The organism is Pseudomonas sp. Leaf58 (genome assembly GCF_003627215.1).
GTDB lineage: Bacteria > Pseudomonadota > Gammaproteobacteria > Pseudomonadales > Pseudomonadaceae > Aquipseudomonas.
Map to the genome: position 1 here is coordinate 20441 of NZ_CP032677.1, position 22089 is coordinate 42529.

Annotated in this window: 24 protein-coding genes; 10 read left to right on the top strand and 14 right to left on the bottom strand. The window is 63.0% G+C overall.

Going from position 1 to position 22089, the window contains the following annotated elements; all coding sequences use genetic code 11:
* The first annotated feature begins 35 nt into the window (after positions 1–35).
* Positions 36–923, top strand: a complete 888-nt coding sequence (locus DV532_RS00085) for a lysophospholipid acyltransferase (protein WP_056793823.1) — start codon at positions 36–38, stop codon at positions 921–923.
* Between the two features lie 96 nt (positions 924–1019).
* On the opposite strand, the gene DV532_RS00090 is transcribed toward DV532_RS00085, so the two are convergent.
* From DV532_RS00090 to def, 5 genes are read right to left on the bottom strand one after another with little or no spacing between them, the layout of a single operon-like run.
* Positions 1020–1334, bottom strand: a complete 315-nt coding sequence (locus tag DV532_RS00090) for a tetratricopeptide repeat protein (RefSeq protein WP_056793820.1) — start codon at positions 1332–1334, stop codon at positions 1020–1022.
* An 11-nt stretch (positions 1335–1345) separates the two neighbouring features.
* Positions 1346–2719 (bottom strand): Trk system potassium transporter TrkA, encoded by a 1374-nt coding sequence (trkA, locus tag DV532_RS00095; protein ID WP_056793818.1) that lies wholly within the window; start codon positions 2717–2719, stop codon positions 1346–1348.
* Between the two features lie 23 nt (positions 2720–2742).
* On the bottom strand, positions 2743–4053 hold the full coding sequence (gene rsmB, locus DV532_RS00100) for a 16S rRNA (cytosine(967)-C(5))-methyltransferase RsmB (protein ID WP_056793816.1): 1311 nt from the start codon (positions 4051–4053) through the stop codon (positions 2743–2745).
* The gene (gene fmt / locus DV532_RS00105; RefSeq protein WP_056793814.1) at positions 4050–4982 is read right to left on the bottom strand and encodes a methionyl-tRNA formyltransferase; all 933 of its coding nucleotides are present in this window, start codon (positions 4980–4982) and stop codon (positions 4050–4052) included. Before fmt ends, rsmB begins: the two co-directional genes overlap by 4 nt.
* Before the next feature lie 60 nt (positions 4983–5042).
* Positions 5043–5549 (bottom strand): peptide deformylase, encoded by a 507-nt coding sequence (gene def, locus DV532_RS00110; protein ID WP_003260000.1) that lies wholly within the window; start codon positions 5547–5549, stop codon positions 5043–5045.
* A gap of 206 nt (positions 5550–5755) precedes the next feature.
* Here def and dprA point away from each other — a divergent pair, with 206 nt between their 5' ends.
* Together dprA and DV532_RS00120 are read left to right on the top strand one after the other, a co-directional pair.
* Positions 5756–6853, top strand: a complete 1098-nt coding sequence (dprA, locus tag DV532_RS00115; RefSeq protein ID WP_056793812.1) for a DNA-processing protein DprA — start codon at positions 5756–5758, stop codon at positions 6851–6853.
* 42 nt (positions 6854–6895) lie between these two features.
* Positions 6896–7453: an L-threonylcarbamoyladenylate synthase gene (locus DV532_RS00120; protein ID WP_023660948.1), complete on the top strand. Its 558-nt coding sequence runs from the start codon at positions 6896–6898 to the stop codon at positions 7451–7453.
* Positions 7454–7643: 190 nt separating this feature from the next.
* Here the strand turns inward: DV532_RS00120 and DV532_RS00125 are convergent, their stop codons facing one another.
* The gene (locus DV532_RS00125) at positions 7644–8621 is read right to left on the bottom strand and encodes an NADPH:quinone reductase (protein ID WP_056793810.1); all 978 of its coding nucleotides are present in this window, start codon (positions 8619–8621) and stop codon (positions 7644–7646) included.
* A 134-nt stretch (positions 8622–8755) separates the two neighbouring features.
* Between DV532_RS00125 and hemF the strand changes: the two genes are divergently transcribed.
* Together hemF and aroE are read left to right on the top strand one after the other, a co-directional pair.
* Positions 8756–9667: an oxygen-dependent coproporphyrinogen oxidase gene (gene hemF / locus DV532_RS00130; RefSeq protein ID WP_019098072.1), complete on the top strand. Its 912-nt coding sequence runs from the start codon at positions 8756–8758 to the stop codon at positions 9665–9667.
* A 25-nt stretch (positions 9668–9692) separates the two neighbouring features.
* Positions 9693–10517 (top strand): shikimate dehydrogenase, encoded by an 825-nt coding sequence (gene aroE, locus DV532_RS00135; RefSeq protein ID WP_056793808.1) that lies wholly within the window; start codon positions 9693–9695, stop codon positions 10515–10517.
* A gap of 39 nt (positions 10518–10556) precedes the next feature.
* On the opposite strand, the gene DV532_RS00140 is transcribed toward aroE, so the two are convergent.
* From DV532_RS00140 to betC, 3 genes are all read right to left on the bottom strand, one after another.
* Positions 10557–12122 carry a SulP family inorganic anion transporter gene (locus DV532_RS00140; RefSeq protein ID WP_056793806.1) on the bottom strand — a complete coding sequence of 522 codons (1566 nt, stop codon included), beginning with the start codon at positions 12120–12122 and terminating at the stop codon, positions 10557–10559.
* Between the two features lie 130 nt (positions 12123–12252).
* Complete coding sequence (gene choX / locus DV532_RS00145) at positions 12253–13176, bottom strand: choline ABC transporter substrate-binding protein (RefSeq protein WP_056793804.1); 924 nt, start codon at positions 13174–13176, stop codon at positions 12253–12255.
* 14 nt (positions 13177–13190) lie between these two features.
* Positions 13191–14708, bottom strand: coding sequence for a choline-sulfatase (gene betC / locus DV532_RS00150; RefSeq protein WP_056793802.1), 1518 nt, complete (start codon positions 14706–14708; stop codon positions 13191–13193).
* Positions 14709–14816: 108 nt separating this feature from the next.
* Here betC and DV532_RS00155 point away from each other — a divergent pair, with 108 nt between their 5' ends.
* Positions 14817–15716, top strand: a complete 900-nt coding sequence (locus DV532_RS00155) for a LysR family transcriptional regulator (protein WP_056793800.1) — start codon at positions 14817–14819, stop codon at positions 15714–15716.
* A gap of 36 nt (positions 15717–15752) precedes the next feature.
* On the opposite strand, the gene DV532_RS00160 is transcribed toward DV532_RS00155, so the two are convergent.
* Positions 15753–16370 (bottom strand): NAD(P)-dependent oxidoreductase, encoded by a 618-nt coding sequence (locus tag DV532_RS00160; protein ID WP_056793797.1) that lies wholly within the window; start codon positions 16368–16370, stop codon positions 15753–15755.
* Positions 16371–16422: 52 nt separating this feature from the next.
* Here DV532_RS00160 and DV532_RS00165 point away from each other — a divergent pair, with 52 nt between their 5' ends.
* Complete coding sequence (locus tag DV532_RS00165; protein ID WP_056793795.1) at positions 16423–16755, top strand: DOPA 4,5-dioxygenase family protein; 333 nt, start codon at positions 16423–16425, stop codon at positions 16753–16755.
* A gap of 102 nt (positions 16756–16857) precedes the next feature.
* On the opposite strand, the gene trpA is transcribed toward DV532_RS00165, so the two are convergent.
* On the bottom strand, positions 16858–17667 hold the full coding sequence (gene trpA, locus DV532_RS00170; protein ID WP_056793793.1) for a tryptophan synthase subunit alpha: 810 nt from the start codon (positions 17665–17667) through the stop codon (positions 16858–16860).
* Positions 17664–18881: a tryptophan synthase subunit beta gene (gene trpB, locus DV532_RS00175; RefSeq protein WP_056793791.1), complete on the bottom strand. Its 1218-nt coding sequence runs from the start codon at positions 18879–18881 to the stop codon at positions 17664–17666. The genes trpA and trpB overlap by 4 nt, the downstream gene beginning before the upstream one ends.
* Positions 18882–18991: 110 nt before the next feature.
* Here trpB and DV532_RS00180 point away from each other — a divergent pair, with 110 nt between their 5' ends.
* Positions 18992–19888 carry a LysR family transcriptional regulator gene (locus tag DV532_RS00180; RefSeq protein ID WP_056793789.1) on the top strand — a complete coding sequence of 299 codons (897 nt, stop codon included), beginning with the start codon at positions 18992–18994 and terminating at the stop codon, positions 19886–19888.
* Here the strand turns inward: DV532_RS00180 and DV532_RS00185 are convergent.
* A complete protein-coding gene (locus tag DV532_RS00185; protein ID WP_056793787.1) occupies positions 19885–20208 on the bottom strand; it encodes a YqjD family protein in 324 nt (107 codons plus the stop codon). The two genes, DV532_RS00180 and DV532_RS00185, sit on opposite strands and share 4 nt — an antisense overlap.
* 151 nt (positions 20209–20359) lie before the next feature.
* On the opposite strand from DV532_RS00185, the gene DV532_RS00190 reads away from it, so the two are divergent.
* Entirely contained in the window at positions 20360–20575 is a 216-nt protein-coding gene (locus DV532_RS00190) for a dodecin (protein ID WP_056793784.1), read from the top strand.
* Between the two features lie 100 nt (positions 20576–20675).
* Positions 20676–20897 carry a DUF1161 domain-containing protein gene (locus tag DV532_RS00195; RefSeq protein WP_056793783.1) on the top strand — a complete coding sequence of 74 codons (222 nt, stop codon included), beginning with the start codon at positions 20676–20678 and terminating at the stop codon, positions 20895–20897.
* Positions 20898–20934: 37 nt separating this feature from the next.
* Here the strand turns inward: DV532_RS00195 and DV532_RS00200 are convergent, their stop codons facing one another.
* Positions 20935–21939 (bottom strand): LLM class flavin-dependent oxidoreductase, encoded by a 1005-nt coding sequence (locus DV532_RS00200; protein WP_056793781.1) that lies wholly within the window; start codon positions 21937–21939, stop codon positions 20935–20937.
* Positions 21940–22089: the final 150 nt, after the last annotated feature.

The following is a 22089-nucleotide window of genomic DNA, read 5'->3' on the forward strand; positions in this document are numbered from 1 at the left end:
ACAATGCGCGCCTTGCTGAAATAAGGAATTCGCCTGTGGAAAAGTTCAAGGGCGCCCTGATGGTCGGGGTGCTGCGCCTGTTTGCCAAGCTGCCCTGGGGCGCTGTGCAGCGCGTTGGCGCCGGTATCGGCTGGCTGATGTGGAAGATCCCCAACGGTTCGCGCGACGTGGTGCGGATCAACCTGGCCAAGTGTTTCCCCGAAATGGACCCGGTTGCCCGTGAGCAACTGGTCGGCCAGGCCTTGCGGGATATCGGCAAATCGTTCGTTGAAAGTGCTTGTGCCTGGATCTGGCCGCCGCAGCGCTCGCTGGAACTGGTCAAGGAAGTGCACGGCCTGGAAGTGCTGGAGCAAGCTCTGGCCTCGGGCAAGGGCGTGGTCGGCATCACCAGCCACCTGGGTAACTGGGAGGTGCTGAACCACTTTTATTGCAACCAGTGCAAACCGATCATCTTCTACCGCCCGCCGAAGCTGAAGGCGGTGGATGACCTACTGCGCGAGCAACGGGTGCAGATGGGCAACCGCGTGGCGCCATCGACCAAGGAAGGCATCCTCAGCGTGATCAAGGAAGTGCGCCGTGGTGGCCAGGTGGGTATTCCCGCTGACCCGGAGCCGGCGGAATCGGCGGGTGTGTTCGTGCCGTTCCTGGGGACCCAGGCGCTGACCAGCAAGTTCGTGCCGAACATGTTGGCAGGGGGCAAGGCGGTGGGGGTGTTCCTGCATGCGCTGCGGTTGCCGGACGGTTCGGGCTTCAAGGTGTTTCTGGAGGCGGCGCCGGAAGAAATGTACAGCACCGACGTGAACGTGTCGGCGGCGGCGATGAGCAAGGTGGTCGAGCGCTACGTGCGCCAGTACCCCAGCCAGTACATGTGGAGCATGAAACGCTTCAAGAAACGCCCGGCTGGCGAGCCGCGCTGGTATTAAGCATTTCACCGTCACCTGTAGGAGCGGGTTTACCCGCGAATGCGATGTTGGATTTACCGACGCATTCGCGGGTGAACCCGTTCCTACACGGGGGCCCTAATCCGATACTTTGTTGAGCTTCTTCAGGAACACGGTCATCTCTTTCTCGGCCTGCTTGTCGCCATGGGCCTGCGCCGCCACGATCCCGTCCTCCCAGGCCTTGCGCGCAGCCGCCAGGTCACCCTGCAACTGATACGCCTTGCCCAGCAGCTTCCACGCCGCCGAATACTTCGGGTCCTGCTGTACACAGCGCGCCAGGTGCACCGCTGCCTCAGCGCCATTGCCCTCATCCAGCCAGGCCTTGCCAAGGCCGAACCGCAGCAACGGGTTATCCACACCCTTGGCCAGCATCTTCTCCAGTGACTCGCGCATGCCCTGTTCTCCTAAAAGAAACTCAAGCCGACGTGGAACAACTTCTCCACATCGCGAATGTGCTTTTTATCCACAACGAACAGGATCACGTGGTCACCCGATTCGATCACCGTGTCATCGTGAGCGATCATCACCTCTTCGTCGCGGATGATCGCCCCGATGGTGGTACCTGGCGGCAGGGCGATGTCTTCGATGGCCTTGCCCACCACCTTGCTCGACTTCGAATCGCCATGCGCCACCGCTTCGATGGCCTCGGCCGCACCACGGCGCAGCGAGTGCACGCTGACGATGTCGCCCCGGCGCACGTGTGCCAGCAAGGTGCCGATGGTGGCCAGCTGCGGGCTGATGGCAATGTCGATATCGCCACCCTGCACCAGGTCGACGTAGGCCGGGTTGTTGATGATGGTCATCACCTTGCCCGCGCCCAGGCGCTTGGCCAGCAGCGACGACATGATGTTGGCTTCGTCGTCGTTGGTCAGGGCCAGGAAAATATCGGCGTCGGCGATGTTCTCTTCGAGCATCAGGTCCTTGTCCGAGGCGCTGCCCTGCAGCACCACGGTGCTTTCCAGGGTGTCGGAGAGGTGACGGCAGCGGGCCGGGCTCATCTCGATGATCTTCACCTGGTAGCGGCTTTCGATGGCTTCGGCCAGGCGTTCGCCAATTTGTCCGCCGCCGGCGATGACAATGCGTTTGTTGGTTTCGTCGATGCGGCGTAGTTCGCCCATCACGGCGCGGATGTCCTTTTTCGCGGCAATGAAGAACACCTCGTCATCGGCTTCGATCACCGTGTCGCCGCGCGGGGTGATCGGCCGGTCGCGGCGGAAGATGGCCGCCACGCGGGTGTCGACGTTGGGCATGTGCGCGCGAATCTGGCGCAGTTGCTGACCAACCAGCGGGCCGCCGTAGTACGCCTTCACCGCCACCAGCTGGGCCTTGCCTTCGGCGAAGTCGATCACCTGCAGCGAGCCTGGGTGTTCGATCAGGCGCTTGATGTAGTTGGTTACTACCTGCTCAGGGCTGATCAGCACGTCGACCGGAATGTGGTCGTTGTCGAACAGCTCTTCGCGGGTCAGGTAGGCCGACTCGCGCACCCGGGCGATCTTGGTCGGGGTGTGGAACAGCGAATAGGCCACTTGGCAGGCGACCATGTTGGTCTCGTCGCTGTTGGTCACCGCCACCAGCATGTCGGCGTCGTCGGCACCGGCCTGGCGTAGCACCGTGGGCAGTGAGCCACGACCCTGCACGGTGCGAATGTCCAGGCGGTCGCCCAGGTCGCGCAGGCGTTCGCCGTCGGTGTCGACCACGGTGATGTCGTTGGCTTCGCTGGCCAGGTGTTCTGCCAGTGTTCCGCCTACCTGCCCTGCCCCGAGGATGATGATCTTCATCCGCTACTCCCTACCTGTTGTTCTTATCCGCGCGAGGCGGCGATCTTGATCAGCTTGGCATAGTAGAAACCGTCGTGGCCGCCTTCCTGGGCCAGCAGCTGGCGGCCGTGGGGCTGGCGCAGGCCGGCTTCGGTGGCCAGGTCCAGCTCACGGGCACCCGGGGTGCGGGTGAGGAAAGCGTCGATCACTTCGGTGTTCTCGGTCGGCAGGCTGGAGCAGGTGGCGTACAGCAGCGTGCCGCCTACTTCCAGGGTTGGCCACAGGGCATCGAGTAGCTCGCCTTGCAGCGCGGCCAGGGCCGGGATGTCGTCGGCCTGACGGGTCAGCTTGATGTCCGGATGGCGGCGGATCACGCCGGTAGCCGAGCACGGCGCGTCGAGCAGGATGCGCTGGAACGGCTTGCCGTCCCACCAGCTGGCGGTGTCGCGGGCGTCGCAGGCAATCAGTTCAGCGTCCAGTTGCAGGCGGTCGAGGTTTTCGCGCACGCGGGTTAGGCGCTTGGCTTCGAGGTCGATGGCCACCACATGGGCCAGGCCAGCTTCGGCTTCCAGCAGGTGGCAGGTTTTGCCGCCTGGCGCGCAGCAGGCGTCGAGCACGCGCTGGCCGGGGGCCAGGTCCAGCAGGTCGGCAGACAGCTGAGCGGCTTCGTCCTGCACGCTCACCCAGCCTTCGGCGAAACCTGGCAGGCCGCGCACGTCGCAGGCTTCGCCCAGCACGATGCCGTCACGGCTGTATTGGCAGGCGCTGGCGCTAATGCCTGCCTCGGCCAGCAGCGCCAAGTAAGCATCGCGGCTGTGATGGCGGCGGTTGACCCGCAGGATCATCGGCGGGTGGGCGTTGTTGGCGGCACAGATGGCTTCCCACTGTTCCGGCCAGAAAGCCTTCAGCGCTTTTTGCAGCCAGCGCGGGTGGGCCGTGCGCACCACCGGGTCGCGCTCCATGCTGGCGAGCAATTCCTCGCCTTCACGTTGGGCGCGACGCAGCACGGCATTGAGCAGGCCCTTGGCCCACGGCTTCTTCAGCTTGTCGGCGCAGCCGACGGTTTCGCCGATGGCGGCGTGGGCCGGAATACGGGTGTAGAACAGCTGGTACAGGCCGACCAGCAGCAGTGCCTGCACGTCGGCGTCGGCAGCCTTGAACGGCTTCTGCAGCAATTGTGCGGCCAGCAGGTCGAGGCGTGGCTGCCAGCGTGCGGTGCCGAACGCCAGGTCCTGGGTCAGGCCACGGTCGCGTTCATCGACCTTGTCCAGCTGTGCCGGCAGCGAGCTGTTCAGCGAGGCCTTGCCACTGAGCACAGCGGCAAGTGCACGGGCGGCGGCGAGGCGTGGGTTCATTGGCCGAGCACCTTGCCGGTGGCGAACTTCTCGCGCCGGCTATTGAACAAGTCGCTGAAGTTCAGCGCCTTTCCCCCGGGCAGTTGCAGGCGGGTCAGGCTCAGTGCCTGGTCACCACAGGCGACCACCAGGCCATCCTTGCTGGCGGAAATAATCTCGCCTGGGGCGCCCTTGCCTGTGGACAACTTGGCGGCCAGCACCTTCACGCTTTCGCCATCCAGGGTGCTGTGGCACACCGGCCAGGGGTTGAAGGCACGGATCAGGCGTTCCAGTTCGACGGCCGGGCGGCTCCAGTCGATACGGGCTTCGTCCTTGTTCAGCTTGTGCGCGTAGGTGGCCTGAGCATCGTCCTGCACTTCACCGGGCAGCGAACCGTCGGCCAGGCCAGCGATGGCCTGGACCACAGCGGGCGGGCCCATTTCGGCGAGGCGGTCGTGCAGGCTGCCGCCGGTGTCGTCGGCGCTGATCGGGGTGACCACCTTGAGCAGCATCGGGCCGGTGTCCAGGCCCGCCTCCATACGCATCACGGTCACGCCGCTTTCGACGTCGCCAGCCTCCACGGCGCGCTGGATCGGCGCCGCACCGCGCCAGCGTGGCAGCAGTGAGGCATGGCTGTTGATGCAGCCCAAACGCGGGATGTCCAGTACCACCTGCGGCAGGATCAGGCCATAGGCGACCACTACCATCAGGTCTGGCTTCAGCGCGGCCAGTTCGGCCTGGGCTTCGGCATTGCGCAGGGTCGGCGGCTGGAACACCGGAATGTCATTGGCCACGGCCAGCGCCTTGACCGCGCTCGGCATGAGCTTCTGGCCACGGCCGGCGGGGCGGTCGGGCTGGGTGTAGACGGCCACGATCTCGTACGGGCTGTTGAGCAGGGCCTTGAGGTGTTCGGCGGCAAACTCTGGTGTGCCTGCAAAGACGATGCGCATGGAGTTCTCGCTTCAAAAAAGAAAAAGGCTTGCCGGAGCAAGCCTTCTGGAAGGTGGGGATCAGGCTTGCTGGCGGTGCTGCTTTTCCAGCTTCTTCTTGATCCGATCGCGCTTGAGCTGCGACAGGTAGTCGACAAACAGCTTGCCGTTGAGGTGGTCGAATTCGTGCTGCACGCATACCGCCAGCAGGCCTTCGCATTCCAGCTCGTATGGCTTGCCGTCGCGGTCCTGGGCTTTGACCCGCACACGCAGCGGGCGGTCGACGTTCTCGTAGAAGCCCGGTACCGACAGGCAGCCTTCCTGGTACTGGCCCATGTCGTGGGTCAGCTCTTCGACCGTGGGGTTGATAAAGACGCGCGGCTCGCTGCGGTCTTCACTGAGGTCCATGACCACGACTTGTTGGTGCACGTTGACCTGGGTGGCGGCCAAGCCAATGCCAGGGGCTTCGTACATGGTTTCAAACATGTCGTCGATCAGCTGACGCAGGGCGTCGTCGAACACCGTCACCGGTTTAGCGATGGTGCGCAGGCGCGGGTCCGGGAATTCGAGAATGTTCAAGATGGCCATAAGGTCAGGCAGTCACTGTGCGTTCGGTTGAAAACTGAGCACACATAATAAAGGGAAACGGGGATTTCAGCACCTGGCAAGCTCGTCTAGGGTGTCTATGGGCTTGATAGCCCCCAATCAATGGACAGCTTTTCAAACTGTTACCCACAAAGTTATCCACAGGTTGTGCCACGTTGATGGCCCCGTTTTGATCAAGGATGATCGCTATGTCTATGCACCATTCGTCGCCTTGCCCGCCTGCCGAACTGGAGGCGCGTTTGCGCCTGCATCGCCTTCCCGAGACCGGACTGCGACGCTTCCATCACTTGCTCGATGCATTCGGCAGCGCTTCTTCAGCACTTAGCGCGCCGGGTTCTGCCTGGCGGGCGCTGGGCATTCCCCAGGCCACTATTGACGCTCGGCGCAGCGCCGAAGTCCGCGATGGCGCGTTGGCCGCAATGGCCTGGCTAGAGCGCCCTGGCCAGCATTTGTTGATGTGGGACGACCCGGATTACCCCGCGCTGTTGGCAGAAATTGACGATGCCCCGCCGCTGCTTTTTGTGGCTGGCGAAGCCGCTTTGCTTAGCCGCCCGCAGCTGGCAATTGTGGGTAGTAGACGTGCTACACCGCCGGCTCTGGATATCGCCGGGGCATTTGCTCGTTACCTTGCGCAGGCCGGTTTCATCATCACCAGCGGGCTGGCTGCGGGCATTGACGGCGCCGCTCATCGGGGCGCGTTACAGGCTGGCGGGGGCACGATTGGCGTGTTGGGTACTGGGTTGCAAAAACTTTATCCACAGCGGCACCGGGAGCTGGCCAGGGCGATGATCGACAGTGGTAGCGCGCTGGTGTCGGAGTATCCACTGGACGCCGGGCCGCTGCCCGGCAACTTCCCCCGCCGTAATCGCATCATCAGTGGCTTATCGCTGGGCGTGTTGGTGGTAGAGGCCAGCCTCGCCAGCGGCTCGCTGATAACGGCGCGGTTGGCGGCCGAACAAGGTCGCGAGGTGTATGCCATACCGGGCTCCATCCACCACCCAGGCGCCAAGGGCTGTCACCAGCTGATCCGTGACGGCGCGCAGCTGGTGGAAACAGTGGAGCAGATTATGGAAAGCCTGCAAGGCTGGCAGAACCTGCCGCCCGCCATTGTGGACAAATTCGACCACCCCTTGCTTGCCTTGCTGCATGCCGCACCGCAGACCAGCGAAAGCCTGGCCCACTGCAGCGAGCAGCCGCTGGCGGTGGTACTGGCACAACTTACCGAGCTTGAGCTGGCAGGCCGAGTGAGCAATGAAGCTGGGCGTTGGTTTGCCCGCGCGGGCTAAGTACACTGCGCACAAGCAAGGTTCAACGGCGGAGAGACAGCAATGGTGAGCAGTTTTCGTGTGCAACAAGCCGCACGTGAGATTCGGGCGGGCGCAGTGATCGCCTACCCGACGGAAGCGGTCTGGGGCCTGGGCTGCGACCCGTGGAACGAAGACGCGGTGTATCGCCTGTTGGCGCTGAAGTCGCGGCCTGTGGATAAAGGGTTGATCCTGGTTGCCGACAACATCCGCCAGTTCGACTTCTTGTTCGAGGACTTTCCTGAAGACTGGATAGACCGCATGGGCAGTACCTGGCCGGGGCCGAACACCTGGCTGGTCCCGCACCAGGACTTGTTGCCCGAGTGGGTGACCGGTGAACATGACACCGTGGCGCTGCGGGTCAGCGACCACCCGGTGGTGCGCGAGCTGTGTGCCTTGGTAGGGCCGTTGATTTCCACCTCGTGCAACCCTGGCGGGCGTCCGGCGGCGAAGACCCGGTTGCGGGTGGAGCAGTATTTCCATGGCCAACTGGACCTGGTACTGGGTGGCGCGCTGGGTGGGCGGAAGAACCCGAGTGTGATTCGTAACCTGGCGACAGGCGAGGTCGTGCGCCCGGGCTGATATCGCTGGCGAGGGCTTCGCCCTCGATCGCCGGCAAGCCAGCTCCCAAAGGTACTGCACATGACTTGAAATCGGCGCGCTTGGGGGGAGCCGGCTTGCCGGCGATGCGCCGCGGGGGCGGCGCTCGATCTGCGCAACACCACAAAAACCAAGGCAAGCACCTGCCCGCCCTAACGCGCTCTTATGCCGATCAAGGCAACAAAACAGTAGACCCCACAGTCCGCCGCGCCGACAGCTCCACCTGCGCCTTCGCCGCCTCACTCAGCGGATACCGCTGCTGGATATCCACAACTAGCTTGCCACTGCCAATCATGGCAAACAGGTCATCCGCCATTGCCTGGGTGTTCTCGGCATTATTCGCATAGGTCGCCAGCGTCGGCCGGGTCACATACAGCGAACCCTTCTGCGCCAGAATCCCCAGGTTCACCCCGCTCACCGCGCCCGAGGCATTACCAAAGCTCACCATCAGCCCACGTGGCTGCAGACAGTCCAGCGAGGTCAGCCAGGTATCTGCACCGACGCCGTCATACACCACCGGGCATTTCTTGCCGTCGGTCAGCTCCAGCACCCGCTTGGCCACGTCTTCGCGGCTGTAGTCGATAGTCGCCCACGCCCCCAGCGCCTTGGCCCGTTCGGCCTTCTCGGCAGAACTCACGGTACCGATCAACTTGGCGCCCAAGGCCTTGGCCCACTGGCATGCCAGCGAACCTACACCACCAGCAGCGGCGTGGAACAGGATCACCTCACCTGGCTTGACCTCGTAGGTCTGCTTCAGCAGGTACTGCACAGTCAAACCCTTGAGCATCACCGCCGCAGCCTGTTCGAAGCTGATGTTGTCGGGCAGCTTGACCAGGTTGGCCTCTGGCAGCGTATGCACCTCGCTATACGCACCCAGTGGGCCGCCAGCATGGGCCACGCGGTCACCAACCTTCAGTCGGGTTACCCCCTCGCCCACCGCCTCGACCACGCCTGCCGCTTCAGTGCCCAGGCCCGAAGGCAGGGACGGCGGCGCATACAGCCCGCTGCGGAAGTAGGTGTCGATGAAGTTCAGGCCGATCGCATGGTTACGCACACGCACCTGCAGTGGCCCCGGCGGGGCAGGTTCAAATTCCACAAACTGCAGCACTTCCGGGCCGCCATGCTGGCTGAACTGGATACGCTTGGCCATCTCGCACTCCTGTAGTTGGGATCGGGGAAGGCCTTCTATCGGACGCCTTTGCTTGATCGCCGTCAACTGCGGCGCGCGGGCTGGCGGTGGTATGCTACGCGGCGAATTCTTCCCTGCCCGTTCCTGGTGACCCGATGACTAGCCGCACCGAGGCCGTGAAAGCCTACCTGCTCGACCTGCAAGACCGCATCTGCTCTGCCCTCGAAGCTGAAGACGGCGGCGCCCGCTTCGTCGAGGACGCCTGGGTGCGCGAAGCCGGTGGCGGGGGCCGCACGCGGGTGATCGGCGACGGCAAGGTGATCGAGAAAGGTGGGGTCAACTTTTCCCATGTGTTCGGTGCCGGCCTGCCGCCATCGGCCAGTGCCCACCGCCCCGAATTGGCGGGCCGTGGCTTCGAGGCCTTGGGCGTGTCGCTGGTGATCCACCCGCACAACCCGCATGTACCCACTTCCCACGCCAATGTGCGCTTCTTCATCGCCGAAAAGGAAGGGGAAGAAGCGGTGTGGTGGTTTGGCGGTGGCTTCGACCTGACCCCGTACTACGGCAATGAGGAGGACTGCATTCACTGGCACCGCGTGGCTGAACAGGCCTGCGCGCCGTTTGGCGCCGACGTGTACCCGCGCTACAAGGCCTGGTGTGACCGCTATTTCCACCTCAAGCACCGTGGCGAGCCACGCGGTATTGGTGGCCTGTTCTTCGATGACCTGAACGAGTGGGACTTCGACACCTGCTTCGCTTTCATCCGCGCCATCGGTGATGCCTACGTCAACGCCTATCTGCCGATCATCCAACGGCGCAAGGACACGCCTTACACCCCGCAGCAGCGCGAGTTCCAGGAATACCGCCGTGGCCGTTACGTGGAGTTCAACCTGGTCTATGACCGTGGCACCCTGTTCGGCCTACAGTCCGGTGGCCGTACCGAGTCGATCCTGATGTCGCTGCCGCCGCAGGTGCGTTGGGGTTACGATTGGAAGGCCGCACCGGGCAGCGAAGAAGCACGCCTGACCGAGTACTTCCTGCAAGACCGCGACTGGCTGGGCCAGTAAGCCTGTTGATAACCAAGGAATTGCCATGGACCAGTACGTCGTTTTCGGTAACCCCATCGGCCACAGCAAATCGCCGCTGATCCATCGCCTGTTCGCTGAGCAGACCGGCCAGGACCTAGAATACGCCACCCTGCTGGCGCCGCTGGACGAGTTCAGCGACTGCGCGCGCGGGTTCTTCAAGCAAGGCAGCGGCGGTAACGTCACCGTGCCATTCAAGGAAGAAGCCTACCGCCTGTGCGACAGCCTGACCCCGCGTGCCCAACGTGCGGGCGCGGTGAACACGCTGAGCAAGCTGGCCGATGGCACCTTGCAGGGCGATAACACTGATGGTGCTGGCCTAGTGCGTGACCTGACGGTGAATGCCGGGGTCGAGTTGGCCGGCAAGCGCATCCTCATCCTGGGTGCCGGTGGTGCCGTGCGTGGCGTGCTGGAGCCGATTTTGGCGCACAAGCCGCAATCGCTGGTGATTGCCAACCGTACCGTGGAAAAGGCCGAACAGCTGGCTCGTGAGTTCGACGAACTGGGGCCGGTGGTAGCCAGCGGGTTTGCCTGGTTGCAGGAGCCGGTGGATGTGATAATCAATGCCACTTCGGCGAGCCTGGCTGGGGAACTGCCGCCGATTGCCGACAGCTTGGTCGCGGCGGGGCGCACGGTTTGCTACGACATGATGTATGGCAAGGAGCCGACGCCGTTTTGCCAGTGGGCCGAAAAGCTGGGGGCGGCCAAGGTGCTGGATGGGCTTGGGATGCTGGCTGAGCAGGCGGCCGAAGCGTTCTTTATCTGGCGTGGGGTTCGGCCGGATACCGCGCCGGTTTTGGCTGAATTGCGCAGGCAGCTCGCTCGGGGCTGAGATTGTTGGGGGCCGCTTTGCGGCCCCCGGATCTCAACATCACTCCTCAAACCGGATTGGGCACAACGCCACCCCTTCCAGCTTCTGCAATTCCTCGATCACCTGTGGCCTGGCGCGGTGCAAGGTCAGACTCCCGCCTGCCCGGCGCAACCGCCGCGCCTCGCGGTGCAACATATCCACACCAGAGAAATCGATAAAATTCACCTGCCGCGCATCGATCACCACATGCGGCCCCTGGCAGCGCTGCAAACGCACCTGCAGATAATGCGCCGCGCCAAAGAAGATCGACCCGCCCACTCGCAGCACATCCGCCTCCCCTTCACGGCTCTGCTGTACCCGTGGCCGTGAAGTGCGTTTCAGATAGAAGAACAGCGAAGCGAGCACCCCGGCGTAGATCGCCGTTTGCAGCTCTAGCAACAGCGTCGCCGCCGCTGTCAGCGCCATCACCAGGAACTCTGAACGGCTGACCCGGAACAGCGCACGGATCGCCCTGTGATCCACCAACCCCCAGCAGATCAGCAGAATGCTGCCAGCCATCGCAGGAATTGGCAGATGTGCGATCAACCCAGCCCCGGCAACGGCGAACAGTGCCACCCACAGTGCCGAGAATACGCCGGCCATGGGCGAACGGGCGCCGGCGTCGTAGCTTAAGCCGGAGCGGGTGAAGGAGCCGGAAGACAGGTAGCCGGAGAACCATGCGCCGACGATGTTTGACAGGCCCTGTGCGCGGATTTCTTGGTTAGCGTCGATCAACTGCTCCGAACGTGCCGATAACGAACGAGCAATCGACAGGCTGGTGACCAACCCAAGCATGCCAACCGCTACGGCAGTGGGCAGCAGGCGCAGGATAAGTTCAATGTCCAGTAGTGGCAGCGGGCTAAAGGGCGGCAGTTGGCCAGTGAATGCCGGTACGCGCGGCACATGGCCAAACAAGCCGGGCAGCATCAACGCCAGCAGGCTGACCAGGATCAGGCTGATCAAAAGACTGGGCCAGCGTGGGCGCCACAGCTTGAAGGCCAAGCCAGTTACGAGGGTGGTCAGGCCGAGGATCAATGAGGGCAGGTCCACCTCGCCGACATGGCCGGCCAGGCTTTGCACGGTCATTAACGCTGTGGCCTGGCTGGGCAGCTGCAGGCCCAGCAGGTTGGGCAGTTGGCCCAAGGCAATGACCACAGCGGCACCCAGGGTGAAGCCGAGCACCACGGAATGGGAAACGAAATTGACCAGTGCTCCGAAGCGCAAAAGCCCGAGCAGCAACTGGAAAACACCGCCAAGGAAGGTCAGCAGTAGCACCAGGGTGATGTAGTCGGCGCTGCCGGCCACGGCCAGCGGGCTGATGCTGGCGTAGAGGACGATGGAAATGGCGGCGGTCGGGCCGCAGATCAGGTGCCAGGACGAGCCCCACAGGCAGGCGACAAGCACCGGCACGATGGCGGCATACAGGCCGTATTCGGCGGGAAGGCCGGCGATCAGGGCATAGGCGATGGATTGCGGTAGGGCGAGAATGGCACCGCTCAGGCCCACCAGCAGGTCCTGGCGCAGGCTGCGGCCCGATTGGCGGGGGAGCCAGGTTAGGAAGGGCAGCAAGAGGAAGAGGCGATGCATGAGATATCCACAGTTCCGAAGGTACACTGGCCCATTGTAGGAGCGGGTTTACCCGCGAATGCGGCGGTACATTTCACTGCAGCATTCGCGGGTAAACCCGCTCCTACAATGGGGCGCGTCGCGTCTGAGATTACAGCTTGGCTTTGACGGCCTCCAGGGCATTGCCATCGACCTTGGTAGTCACTCCAGCCAACCACCCTTCCAGCAGCTCGGGATGCGCCTTCAGCCAAGCCTTGGCTGCTTCATCAAAGCTGATCTTCTTGTCCACAACCTCGGCCATGATGGAGTTTTCCATATCCAGGGTGAACTTCAGGTTACCCAGAAGCTTCGCCGCATTCGGGCATGCTTGTGGATAACCCTTGCGTGTCAGTGTGTACACCTCGCCCTTGCTGCCAAACCATTTTTCCCCGCCTGTCAGGTAATGCATCTTCAGCTTCACATTCATCGGGTGCGGGGTCCAGCCAAGGAAGGTGATGAACTGCTGTTTCTTCACTGCCCGGTCGACCTGCGTCAACATCGCCTGCTCGCTGGACTCCACCAGCTTCCACTGGCCGAGGTTGAATTCATTCTTGTCGATGATTTCCTTCAACGACAGGTTGGCCGGTGCGCCAGAGCCAATTCCATATAGCTTCTTGTCGAACTGGTCGGCGTGTTTCTGCAGGTCGGCAAAGTCCTTCACCCCGGCATTCCACACATAATCGGGCACGGCCAGGGTGAACTCGGTTCCTTCCAGGTTGCGTGACAGCTGCTGCACGTCGCCGTTGGCGATGAACTTGTCATGAAAGCCTTGCTGCGCTGGCATCCAGTTACCGAGAAAGGCATCGACCCGACCATCCTTGAGGCCGCCGTAGATGATCGGTACCGCCAGGCTGTCAATCTTCACCTGATAACCCAGGCTTTCCAGCAGCAGGCGGGCCACGGCGTTGGTCGAGGCAATGTCACTCCAGCCGGGGTCGGCCAATTTCACGGTGCTGCATTGCGCGTCGGTGTCTGCAGCGTGGGCGGTGGCGGTGCCCAGGGCCAGGGCGAACACGGCGGCGGAGAACTTGTGCATGGCGGTCTCTCTTCTCAATCCAGGGGTGCGGGCTGTGGATAACGTGCCTTGCGCTCGAGGTCGTCGAGATCGATGTGGTTGCGCATGTACTGTTGGCTGGCGTCCACCAGCGGTTGGTGGTCCCAGCTTTTCAGCTTGCCGATGGCCAGCGCCTCGGCCACCAGGCGGCGCCGCCGCTGGCTGGCCAAAACCTGCTGGCGCAGGCTGGGGATATCCCAACGCTGCTGTGCTTCATCGACAAATGCCTGCAGCAGCGCCTGGTGGTCTGGGCTGCCGGTGAGGTTCTCCCGCTCGTGCGGGTCGCGGCTCAGATCATAGAGTAGGCAAGGGTCGTCTTCGCTGTACACGAATTTATACGGCCCACGGCGGATCATCATCAGCGGGCCGACGGTACCTTCGGCCATGTACTCACCGATGACCTGGTCGTGGCCGCCCTGCCCTTGCAGGTGGCCGAGCAGCGAGCGGCCGTCCAGGTGCAAGTGGTTATCCACAGTACCGCCGGCCAGTTCGACCAGGGTCGGCAGCAGGTCGCAGGTGGACACTGAGGCGCTGACCCGGGCTGGCGCGAAGCGCTTTGGCGCGTGCACCAGCAGCGGCACCCGCGCTGACATCTCGAACCAGTGCATCTTGTACCAGAGGCCTCGCTCACCCAGCATGTCGCCGTGGTCGCCGGAAAACACGATCAGGGTGTCCTCAGCCAGGTTGCATTCCTCCAGGGTTTGCAGCAGTTGGCCAATGTTGTCGTCGATGTAGCTGCAGGCGCCAAAATAGGCGCGGCGAGCGTCGCGTATCTTGTCCACAGGCAGCGGCTTGTTCCACAGGTCGTAGACCTTCAGCAGGCGCTGCGAATGCGGGTCGAGTTGTTGCTGGGCAAACTCGGCGCGTGGCATAGGGATATCAACACCTTCGTAGCGATCCCAATACCGCTTGGGGATGGTGTAGGGATCGTGCGGGTGGGTCATCGACACGGTCAGGCAGAACGGCCGGCCATCGTTTTCACGCACATGGTCGTACAGGTACTGGCGCGCCTTGAACACGACTTCGTCGTCGAAATCCAACTGGTTGGTACGCACGCACGGGCCTGCCTGCAATACCGAGGACATGTTGTGGTACCAGCTTGGGCGCACATCCGGGTCATCCCAGTTCACCGCCCAGCCGTAGTCAGCCGGGTAGATATCGCTGGTCAGGCGCTCTTCGTAGCCGTGTAGTTGGTCCGGGCCGCAGAAGTGCATCTTGCCCGACAGCGCAGTGCGGTAGCCCAGGCGGCGCAGGTAGTGCGCGTACGTCGGCACGTCGGCGGGGAAGTCGGCGGCGTTGTCGTATGCACCGATGCGGCTGGGCAACTGGCCGCTGACCAGGGTAAAGCGCGAGGGCGCGCACAGTGGGCTGTTGCAGTAGGCCGAATCGAACACCACGGCCTGTTCGGCCAGCCGGCTGAGGTGTGGCATGTGGATGGGCGAAGGGCCGTAGATCGGCAGCAAAGGCGCGGCCATCTGGTCGGCCATGATGAACAGGATATTCGGGCGCGTCATGGAGGCTTCCATCGTTGAAGGTTATGCGAACCGCTTGCCTACCAAGATGCGACTGCGGATAACATGGGTAAAGCCCATGGCGGGCAATGATTGGGATTAGCCACGCTTATGTTTGACCACCTTGCCGAGCTGTCACTGGATACCTTGCGCGTGTTCGAGGCTGCAGCGCGGTTGCGTGGCTTTACCGCTGCTGCGGTGGAGCTGGGCACCACGCAGCCGGCGGTGAGCCAGCAGGTCAAACGGCTGGAGGCGCAGTTGGCTACGCGCCTGTTCGACCGCATTTACCGGGGCATCGAGCTGACTGAGGCTGGCCGGGTGCTGTTTGAACAGGTGCATCAGGGTTTACAGGCCATGGACGAGGGCATTGCCCAGGCCAGTGGGCGCAGCCAGCGTGAGGTGTTGCAGGTAGCTACCGACTTTGCCTTTGCGGCGTTTTGGCTAATGCCACGGCTGCAGCGTTTTCATGACGCTTATCCACAGGTGGATGTGAGCCTGGTCACGGGTGAACGCAGCCAGGGTATGTTGCGCCCGGACATTGACGTGGCGGTGTTGTTTGGCGACGGGCGTTTTCACCAGGGTGAGAGCCGCTGGCTGTTCGATGAAGAAGTTTTCCCGGTCTGCAGCCCCCGGCTAACTCATGGCAAACCCTTGTCAGCCGTGGCTTTGCAACGATTGCCGCTGCTGCATTTGAAGGGTGAGCAGGCCAGCCGCTGGTTTGACTGGGCGGGGGTGTTTCGCGCGTTTGGCGTAGCCAGCCCACCGCCGGCGGGGCAGTTGCGCTTCGATAACTATACGTTGCTGATCCAGGCGGCCATTGCCGGGCAAGGGGTGGCGATTGGCTGGGGGCACCTGGTGGATGGGTTGGTGGAGCAAGGCTTGCTGTGCCGGCCGCTGGAGGGGAGTTTGTGCTCGGAGCGCGGGTATTACGCGGTGTTGCCGCCGCGTAAGCGGCGTGGGGCGTTGATCGAGCGGTTTGTGGATTGGCTGGAGCAAGAGCGTAGCCTTTGAGATTTCGGGGCCGCTTTGCGACCCATCGCCGGCGATCTAGACCACGAAGTTCAGATGCTCGCCCCGGTGCAAATCCAGCTCCAGCATATCCACCATCCCCGCCGCGATCCTGGCCAGACGCCGCAGTGGCTCAGCTAGTCCAGGTTCCAGCGTGCCCTCGGTGCTGCGAAAGTGCTCCACCCCCAACCCGGCCAGTTCCTGCGGCGCGTTGATCAGCGTCCAGTGCAACACACTGCGTTGTAGCCCATCGACCACCTGATCCACGCATTCGCGCTCTATCTCGCTGTACTTGCTCGGCTCATCCAGCACATCGAAATCGCCCACCAGCAACAGCCGGCGTATAGTCGTAGGCTTCAACCCCGCCACCAACGCGTCGCTCATGCGGGCTTGTTCCAGCAGGTCACGCGGTGCCAGCGCCGACAGTAGGGCTATCACCGCCGAGCCTCCGGCCGCGCCTTGCTCTGCCTGGTCGGCATCGCCCAGCCCACCTATCTTGAAATGCAGGCCAGGGCGCGGGGCGTGGCGGTTGAGGTTGTCGACCACGGCGGTCACTTCGTGCTGGCGCGACAGCAGCTCGACCATCAGGGCACTGCCCAGGCTGCATTCAGGCCCGAACAGGACCAGTTTGAATACTGGGGTTTCGGCGTTTTTCACTGCATCACTCCCTTTGCAGGTGGTGATGGTTGGACCGCAATCAGGAGTTATCGTGCAGAGGATCAAGGGTTACCACGCCCATGTGTACTACGACGCAGCGACCATGCAGCAGGCCCGTGAACTGTGCGAAGAGGCTTCGCGGCTGTTCCCGGTAACCATGGGGCGCATGCATCAAAAACCGGTTGGGCCGCACCCGGACTGGAGCTGTCAGTTAGCCTTCGAGCCGGAAATTGTGGGAGTGGTGTTGCCTTGGTTGGCGCTGTATCGGAAAGGGTTGGTGGTGTTCATGCACCCGCTGACCGGGGATGAGTTGGCGGACCACCGCGATCATGCGATCTGGATGGGGGCTGTGCGGCCTTTGGACCTGTCGATGTTTGGTGGGTAGGTATCTATTGGCTGGTATGGCCTCTTCACGGGCAAGCCCGCTCCTACAGGGATGACACGATACCTGTAGGAGCGGGCTTGCCCGCGAACCAGGCGATGCGGTTTAGCGACGAGCGCCGCGTACCCCTTCAGCCAGCGCCGAGCACAGGCTCAATACGTCGCTCACCGCCTGATCGGCACTCTTGGCCTGGGCAATCTTGTCGACCAACGCAGAGCCCACCACCACACCATCCGCCAAGCGGGCAATGTTCGCTGCCTGCTCTGGCGTACGAATGCCAAAGCCAACGCTGATCGGCAGATCGGTATGCCGACGCAGGCGGGCGATGGCCTCGGTCACGTGTTCGGTGGTCGCCGAACCGGCACCGGTCACACCGGCCACCGACACGTAGTAGACAAACCCGGAGCTGCGCTCCAGCACGCGCGGCAGGCGCGCATCGTCAGTGGTCGGGGTGGTCAGGCGGATGAAGTCGATGCCCGCAGCCTGGGCTGGGCTAGCCAGCTCGGCGTCGTGCTCTGGCGGCAGGTCGACGATGATCAGGCCATCGACCCCCGCTTGCTTGGCTTCGGCCACGAACTTTTCCACGCCAAAGCGGTGGATCGGGTTGTAGTAGCCCATCAGCACGATCGGCGTGGTCTGGTTATCCACACGGAATTCGCGAACCATTTGCAGGGTCTTGGCCAAGGTCTGGCCGGCTTCCAGGGCGCGCAGGGTGGCCAGCTGAATAGCCACGCCATCGGCCATCGGGTCGGTGAACGGCATGCCCAGTTCGATCACGTCGGCCCCGGCAGCCGGCAGGCCCTTGAGGATCTGCAGCGAGGCGTCGTAGCCCGGGTCGCCCGCGGTGACGAAGGTGACCAGTGCCGAGCGGCCTTCGGCCTTCAGTTCGGCGAAGCGTTGTTCAAGACGGCTCATGCCTGTTTCTCCTGGGCGGCCATATGGCTCATGACGGTTTGCATGTCTTTGTCGCCGCGGCCCGACAGGCACACGACCATCAGGTGGTCCTTAGGCAGGTTCGGTGCACGTTTGATCGCCTCGGCCAGCGCATGGGAGCTTTCCAGCGCTGGGATGATGCCCTCCAGGCGGCAGCAGGCATGGAAGGCGTCGAGGGCTTCGTCGTCGGTGATGCTGACGTATTCCACGCGTTTCACTTCGTGCAGGTAGGCGTGCTCCGGGCCGATGCCCGGGTAGTCCAGGCCGGCGGAAATCGAGTGGGCATCGGTGATTTGGCCGTCTTCATCCTGCAGCAGGTAGGTACGGTTGCCGTGCAGCACACCTGGTACGCCGCCGTTCAGGCTGGCTGCGTGCTTGTCGGTGTGTACGCCATGGCCGCCGGCTTCAACGCCGATAATCTGCACGCTCGGCTCTTCGAGGAATTCATGGAACAGGCCCATGGCGTTGGAACCACCGCCTACGCAGGCGACCAGACTGTCTGGCAGGCGGCCTTCTTTCTCGTGCAGCTGGGCGCGGGTTTCTTTGCCGATGATCGACTGGAAGTCGCGGACCATGGCCGGGTAAGGGTGTGGGCCGGCGACGGTGCCGATCAGGTAGAAGGTGTCGTCGACGTTGGTAACCCAGTCGCGCAGCGCCTCGTTCATGGCGTCCTTCAGGGTGCCGGTGCCGGCGGTAACTGGGACGATCTCAGCGCCCAGCAGCTTCATGCGGAATACGTTGGCCTGCTGGCGCTCGATGTCAGTGGCACCCATGTAGATCACGCAAGGCAGGCCAAAACGGGCGGCGACGGTGGCGGTGGCTACACCGTGCATGCCGGCGCCGGTTTCGGCGATCAGGCGCTTCTTGCCCATGCGTTTGGCCAGCAGTACCTGGCCGATGCAGTTGTTCACCTTGTGCGCGCCGGTGTGGTTAAGCTCTTCACGCTTGAAGAAAATCTTCGCGCCGCCGCAGTGTTCGGTCAGGCGTTCGGCGAAGTACAGCGGGTTGGGGCGGCCGATGTAGTCGCGCTGGAAGTAGGCCAGCTCTTCGAGGAACTTGGGGTCAGCCTTGGCCGCTTCGTATTCGCGGGCCAGGTCCAGCACCAGTGGCATCAGGGTTTCGGCCACGTAACGGCCGCCGAACGAGCCGAACAGGCCATTGGCGTCGGGGCCGGGGCGGTATTGGGACTGGGTCATGGGGCGCTCCAAGGCGTAATGAATGAGTGATGGGCTTTACTGTAACCACGGCAAGCCCGGCTGAAAACCGATAAGATTGCGCAAACTTGTCAGAAAAACTCACAGGTAAAATGGCCCACGACCTCCCTCCCCTCAACGCCCTGCGGGCCTTTGAGGCTACTGCTCGGCTTAACAGCGTCAGCCAGGCGGCTGAAGCGCTGCACGTAACCCATGGCGCTGTTAGCCGGCAGATCAAAGTGCTCGAGGAACACTTGGGCACGGCGCTGTTCGTCAAGGATGGGCGTGGCATCAAACTCACAGATGCTGGCGCCCGCCTGCGTGATGCCAGCAGCGAGGCCTTCGACCGGCTGCGCAGCGTCTGTGCCGAACTCAGCCGCGACGGAAGCGAGGCACCGTTCGTGCTGGGCTGTTCGGGCAGCCTGCTGGCGCGCTGGTTCATTCCGCGGTTGGGGCGGCTGCAGGCGGATTTGCCGGAGTTGCGCTTGCACCTGTCGGCGGGGGAAGGCGACCTCGACCCTCGGCGGCCAGGGCTGGATGCGCTGCTGGTATATGCCGAGCCTCCGTGGCCTGCCGACATGCAGGTGCATGTGCTGGCCGAGGAGCGCATTGGGCCGGTGCTCAGCCCGCATTTCGCTGGCTGCGAGCGCTTGCTGGGGGCACCTGCCAAGGCCTTGCTGGGCGAGGCGCTGCTGCACACCACCTCGCGCCCGCAGGCGTGGCCGACCTGGGCGCTGGAACAGGGCCTGAACCCGGAGGCCCTCCACTATGGCCAGGCCTTCGAGCACCTGTATTACCTATTGGAAGCGGCCGTGGCGGGCTTGGGTGTGGCCATTGCGCCGCAACCGCTGGTCGCAGATGACCTGCGGGCAGGCCGTTTGAGTGCGCCATGGGGCTTTTCACCAACCCCTGCGGCATTGGCACTGTGGGTGCCCCGGCGCGCCGCAGATGGGCGCGCCGAGCAGTTGGCGCAGTGGCTACGTGCGGAGCTTGCGCGGCAGAGCGCTTAGTTGCGTTTGCACATCAGATACGCCGCCAATAGGCCCAGTGCGCCTATGGCTACGCCAGCGGTGGTATACGGGTGTTCCTGGGCGTAGTCACGGGTAGCGATACCCGTTTGGCGCGTACGTTGTTTCACTTCGTCATAGGCATCGCTGAGCAGGCTGCGCGAATGACGAAGGGCGCTCTCGGCGTTGCTGCGCATTGCCTTTACCGATTTCTGGGACTCTTCCGACGCATCATGCTTGAGGTTCTCCAAGCTTTTCAGAAGGCTCTCGATCTCCGCTTCCATGCTTTCCAGGGACGTCTTACGCAGCGAGTGGCGGGGCATGTTGACTCTCCTTTGCAGTAGGGACTGTAAGGAATGCGACCTTAGGTCGGCGTGAAAGTGCGATCGAACTTTTACCAACGGTGACGGCTCGCAGGGTAAACCCGGCCTGCGCTGCTAGGCTGAACCTCACCGTTATCCAAGGAGAGCGCTCATGACCGATCATCACACGTACAAGAAGATTGAGCTGGTGGGGTCTTCACCTACCAGCATCGAGGAGGCGATCAACAACGCCTTGGCCGAAGCCGGAAAGAGCATCAAGCACCTGGAGTGGTTTGAAGTGATCGATACCCGGGGCCATATCCGCGACAACAAGGCGGCGCACTTTCAGGTCACGCTGAAGGTTGGCTTCCGTATCGCCAATAGCTGAAACACAGCCGGGCTGGATGAGCTCGGCGGGATCGGGTATTAGGAAGGGGGCGCCCTGGCGGGCGCCCTTTCTGATTTCATCTGCACAAGGAAAGCGATTGATGAACAAACTGATTCTGGCGCTGGGTCTGATGACCCTGGCCGGCGGTGCGCTTGCAGCCGGCAAGCCGTGCGAGGAGCTGAAGGCGGAGATTGCCGCCAAGCTGGATGCCAAGGGCGTCACCGGCTACAAGCTGGAGATCGTCAACAAGGGCGAGCCGGCCGGCAAGGTGATTGGTAGCTGCGAGGGCGGGACCAAGGAGATTGTGTACCGCCGCGGCTGATGTGTTGGCTTCTTCGCGGGCTTGCCCGCGAAGAAGGTCACGCGCTCTTGAGGGCCTGCGCCATCAGCTCATAGGACCGAATCCGGTCAGCATGCTCATACAAATCACAGGTAAAGATCAGCTCATCCGCACCGGTTTGCTCCAGCAGCACCTCCACCTTGGCCCGCACCTTCTGTGGGCTGCCAATCATCGCCAGGCCCAGGAAGCTGCCAACCGCATCCCGCTCGTGGGGCAACCACAGCCCATCCATGCTCTCCACAGGCGGCTTTTGCATCAGACTCTGCCCGCGAATCAGCGCCAGGATGCGCTGGTACACCGAGGTGGCCAGGTATTCGGCCTTTTCATCGGTATCCGCTACTACCATGGGGATGCCCAGCATCACATACGGCTTGGCCAGCGTGGTCGAGGGCTTGAAGTGGTTGCGGTAAACGCGGATCGCCTCGTGCATGTAGCGCGGCGCGAAGTGCGAGGCGAAGGCATAGGGCATGCCGCGCATGCCGGCCAGCTGGGCACTGAATAGGCTGGAGCCAAGCAGCCACATCGGTATGTCGGTGTCATACCCGGGCACGGCGATCACTTTTTGATCATCGGTGCGCGGGCCGAGGTAGCGCGACAGTTCTTCGACATCGTCCGGGAAGTCGTCCGGGCTGCCAGCGCGATCGCGGCGCAGGGCGTAGGCGGTCATCTGGTCGGAACCCGGCGCGCGCCCCAGGCCGAGGTCGATGCGCCCTGGGTAGAGGCTGGCCAGGGTGCCAAACTGTTCGGCAATCACCAGCGGCGCGTGGTTGGGCAGCATGACCCCGCCAGAGCCCACGCGAATGGTCGAGGTGCCACCGGCCAAGTAACCAATCAGCACCGAGGTGGCCGAACTGGCGATGCCGTCCATGTTGTGGTGCTCGGCCACCCAGAAGCGGTTGTAGCCAAAGCGTTCGACGTGTTGCGCCAGGTCCAACGAATTGCGCAATGACTGCGCGGGGCCAGCGTCAGCGCGCACGGGCACCAGGTCGAGGGTGGAAATCTTCAGGTCACGCAGCTGGGTCATAGGAGCCTCCGCAAAAGTGGTTGGCCAGAGGCCTTATTGACTCTGTATGGGCGTATTCGTTGGATTCAATGCTTGCTATGCGAATGATCTGAACTTGCCGTAGGCGCCTGGCCTCTGAACCCATAAGTACGTAACCCAGCGACCAGGAGG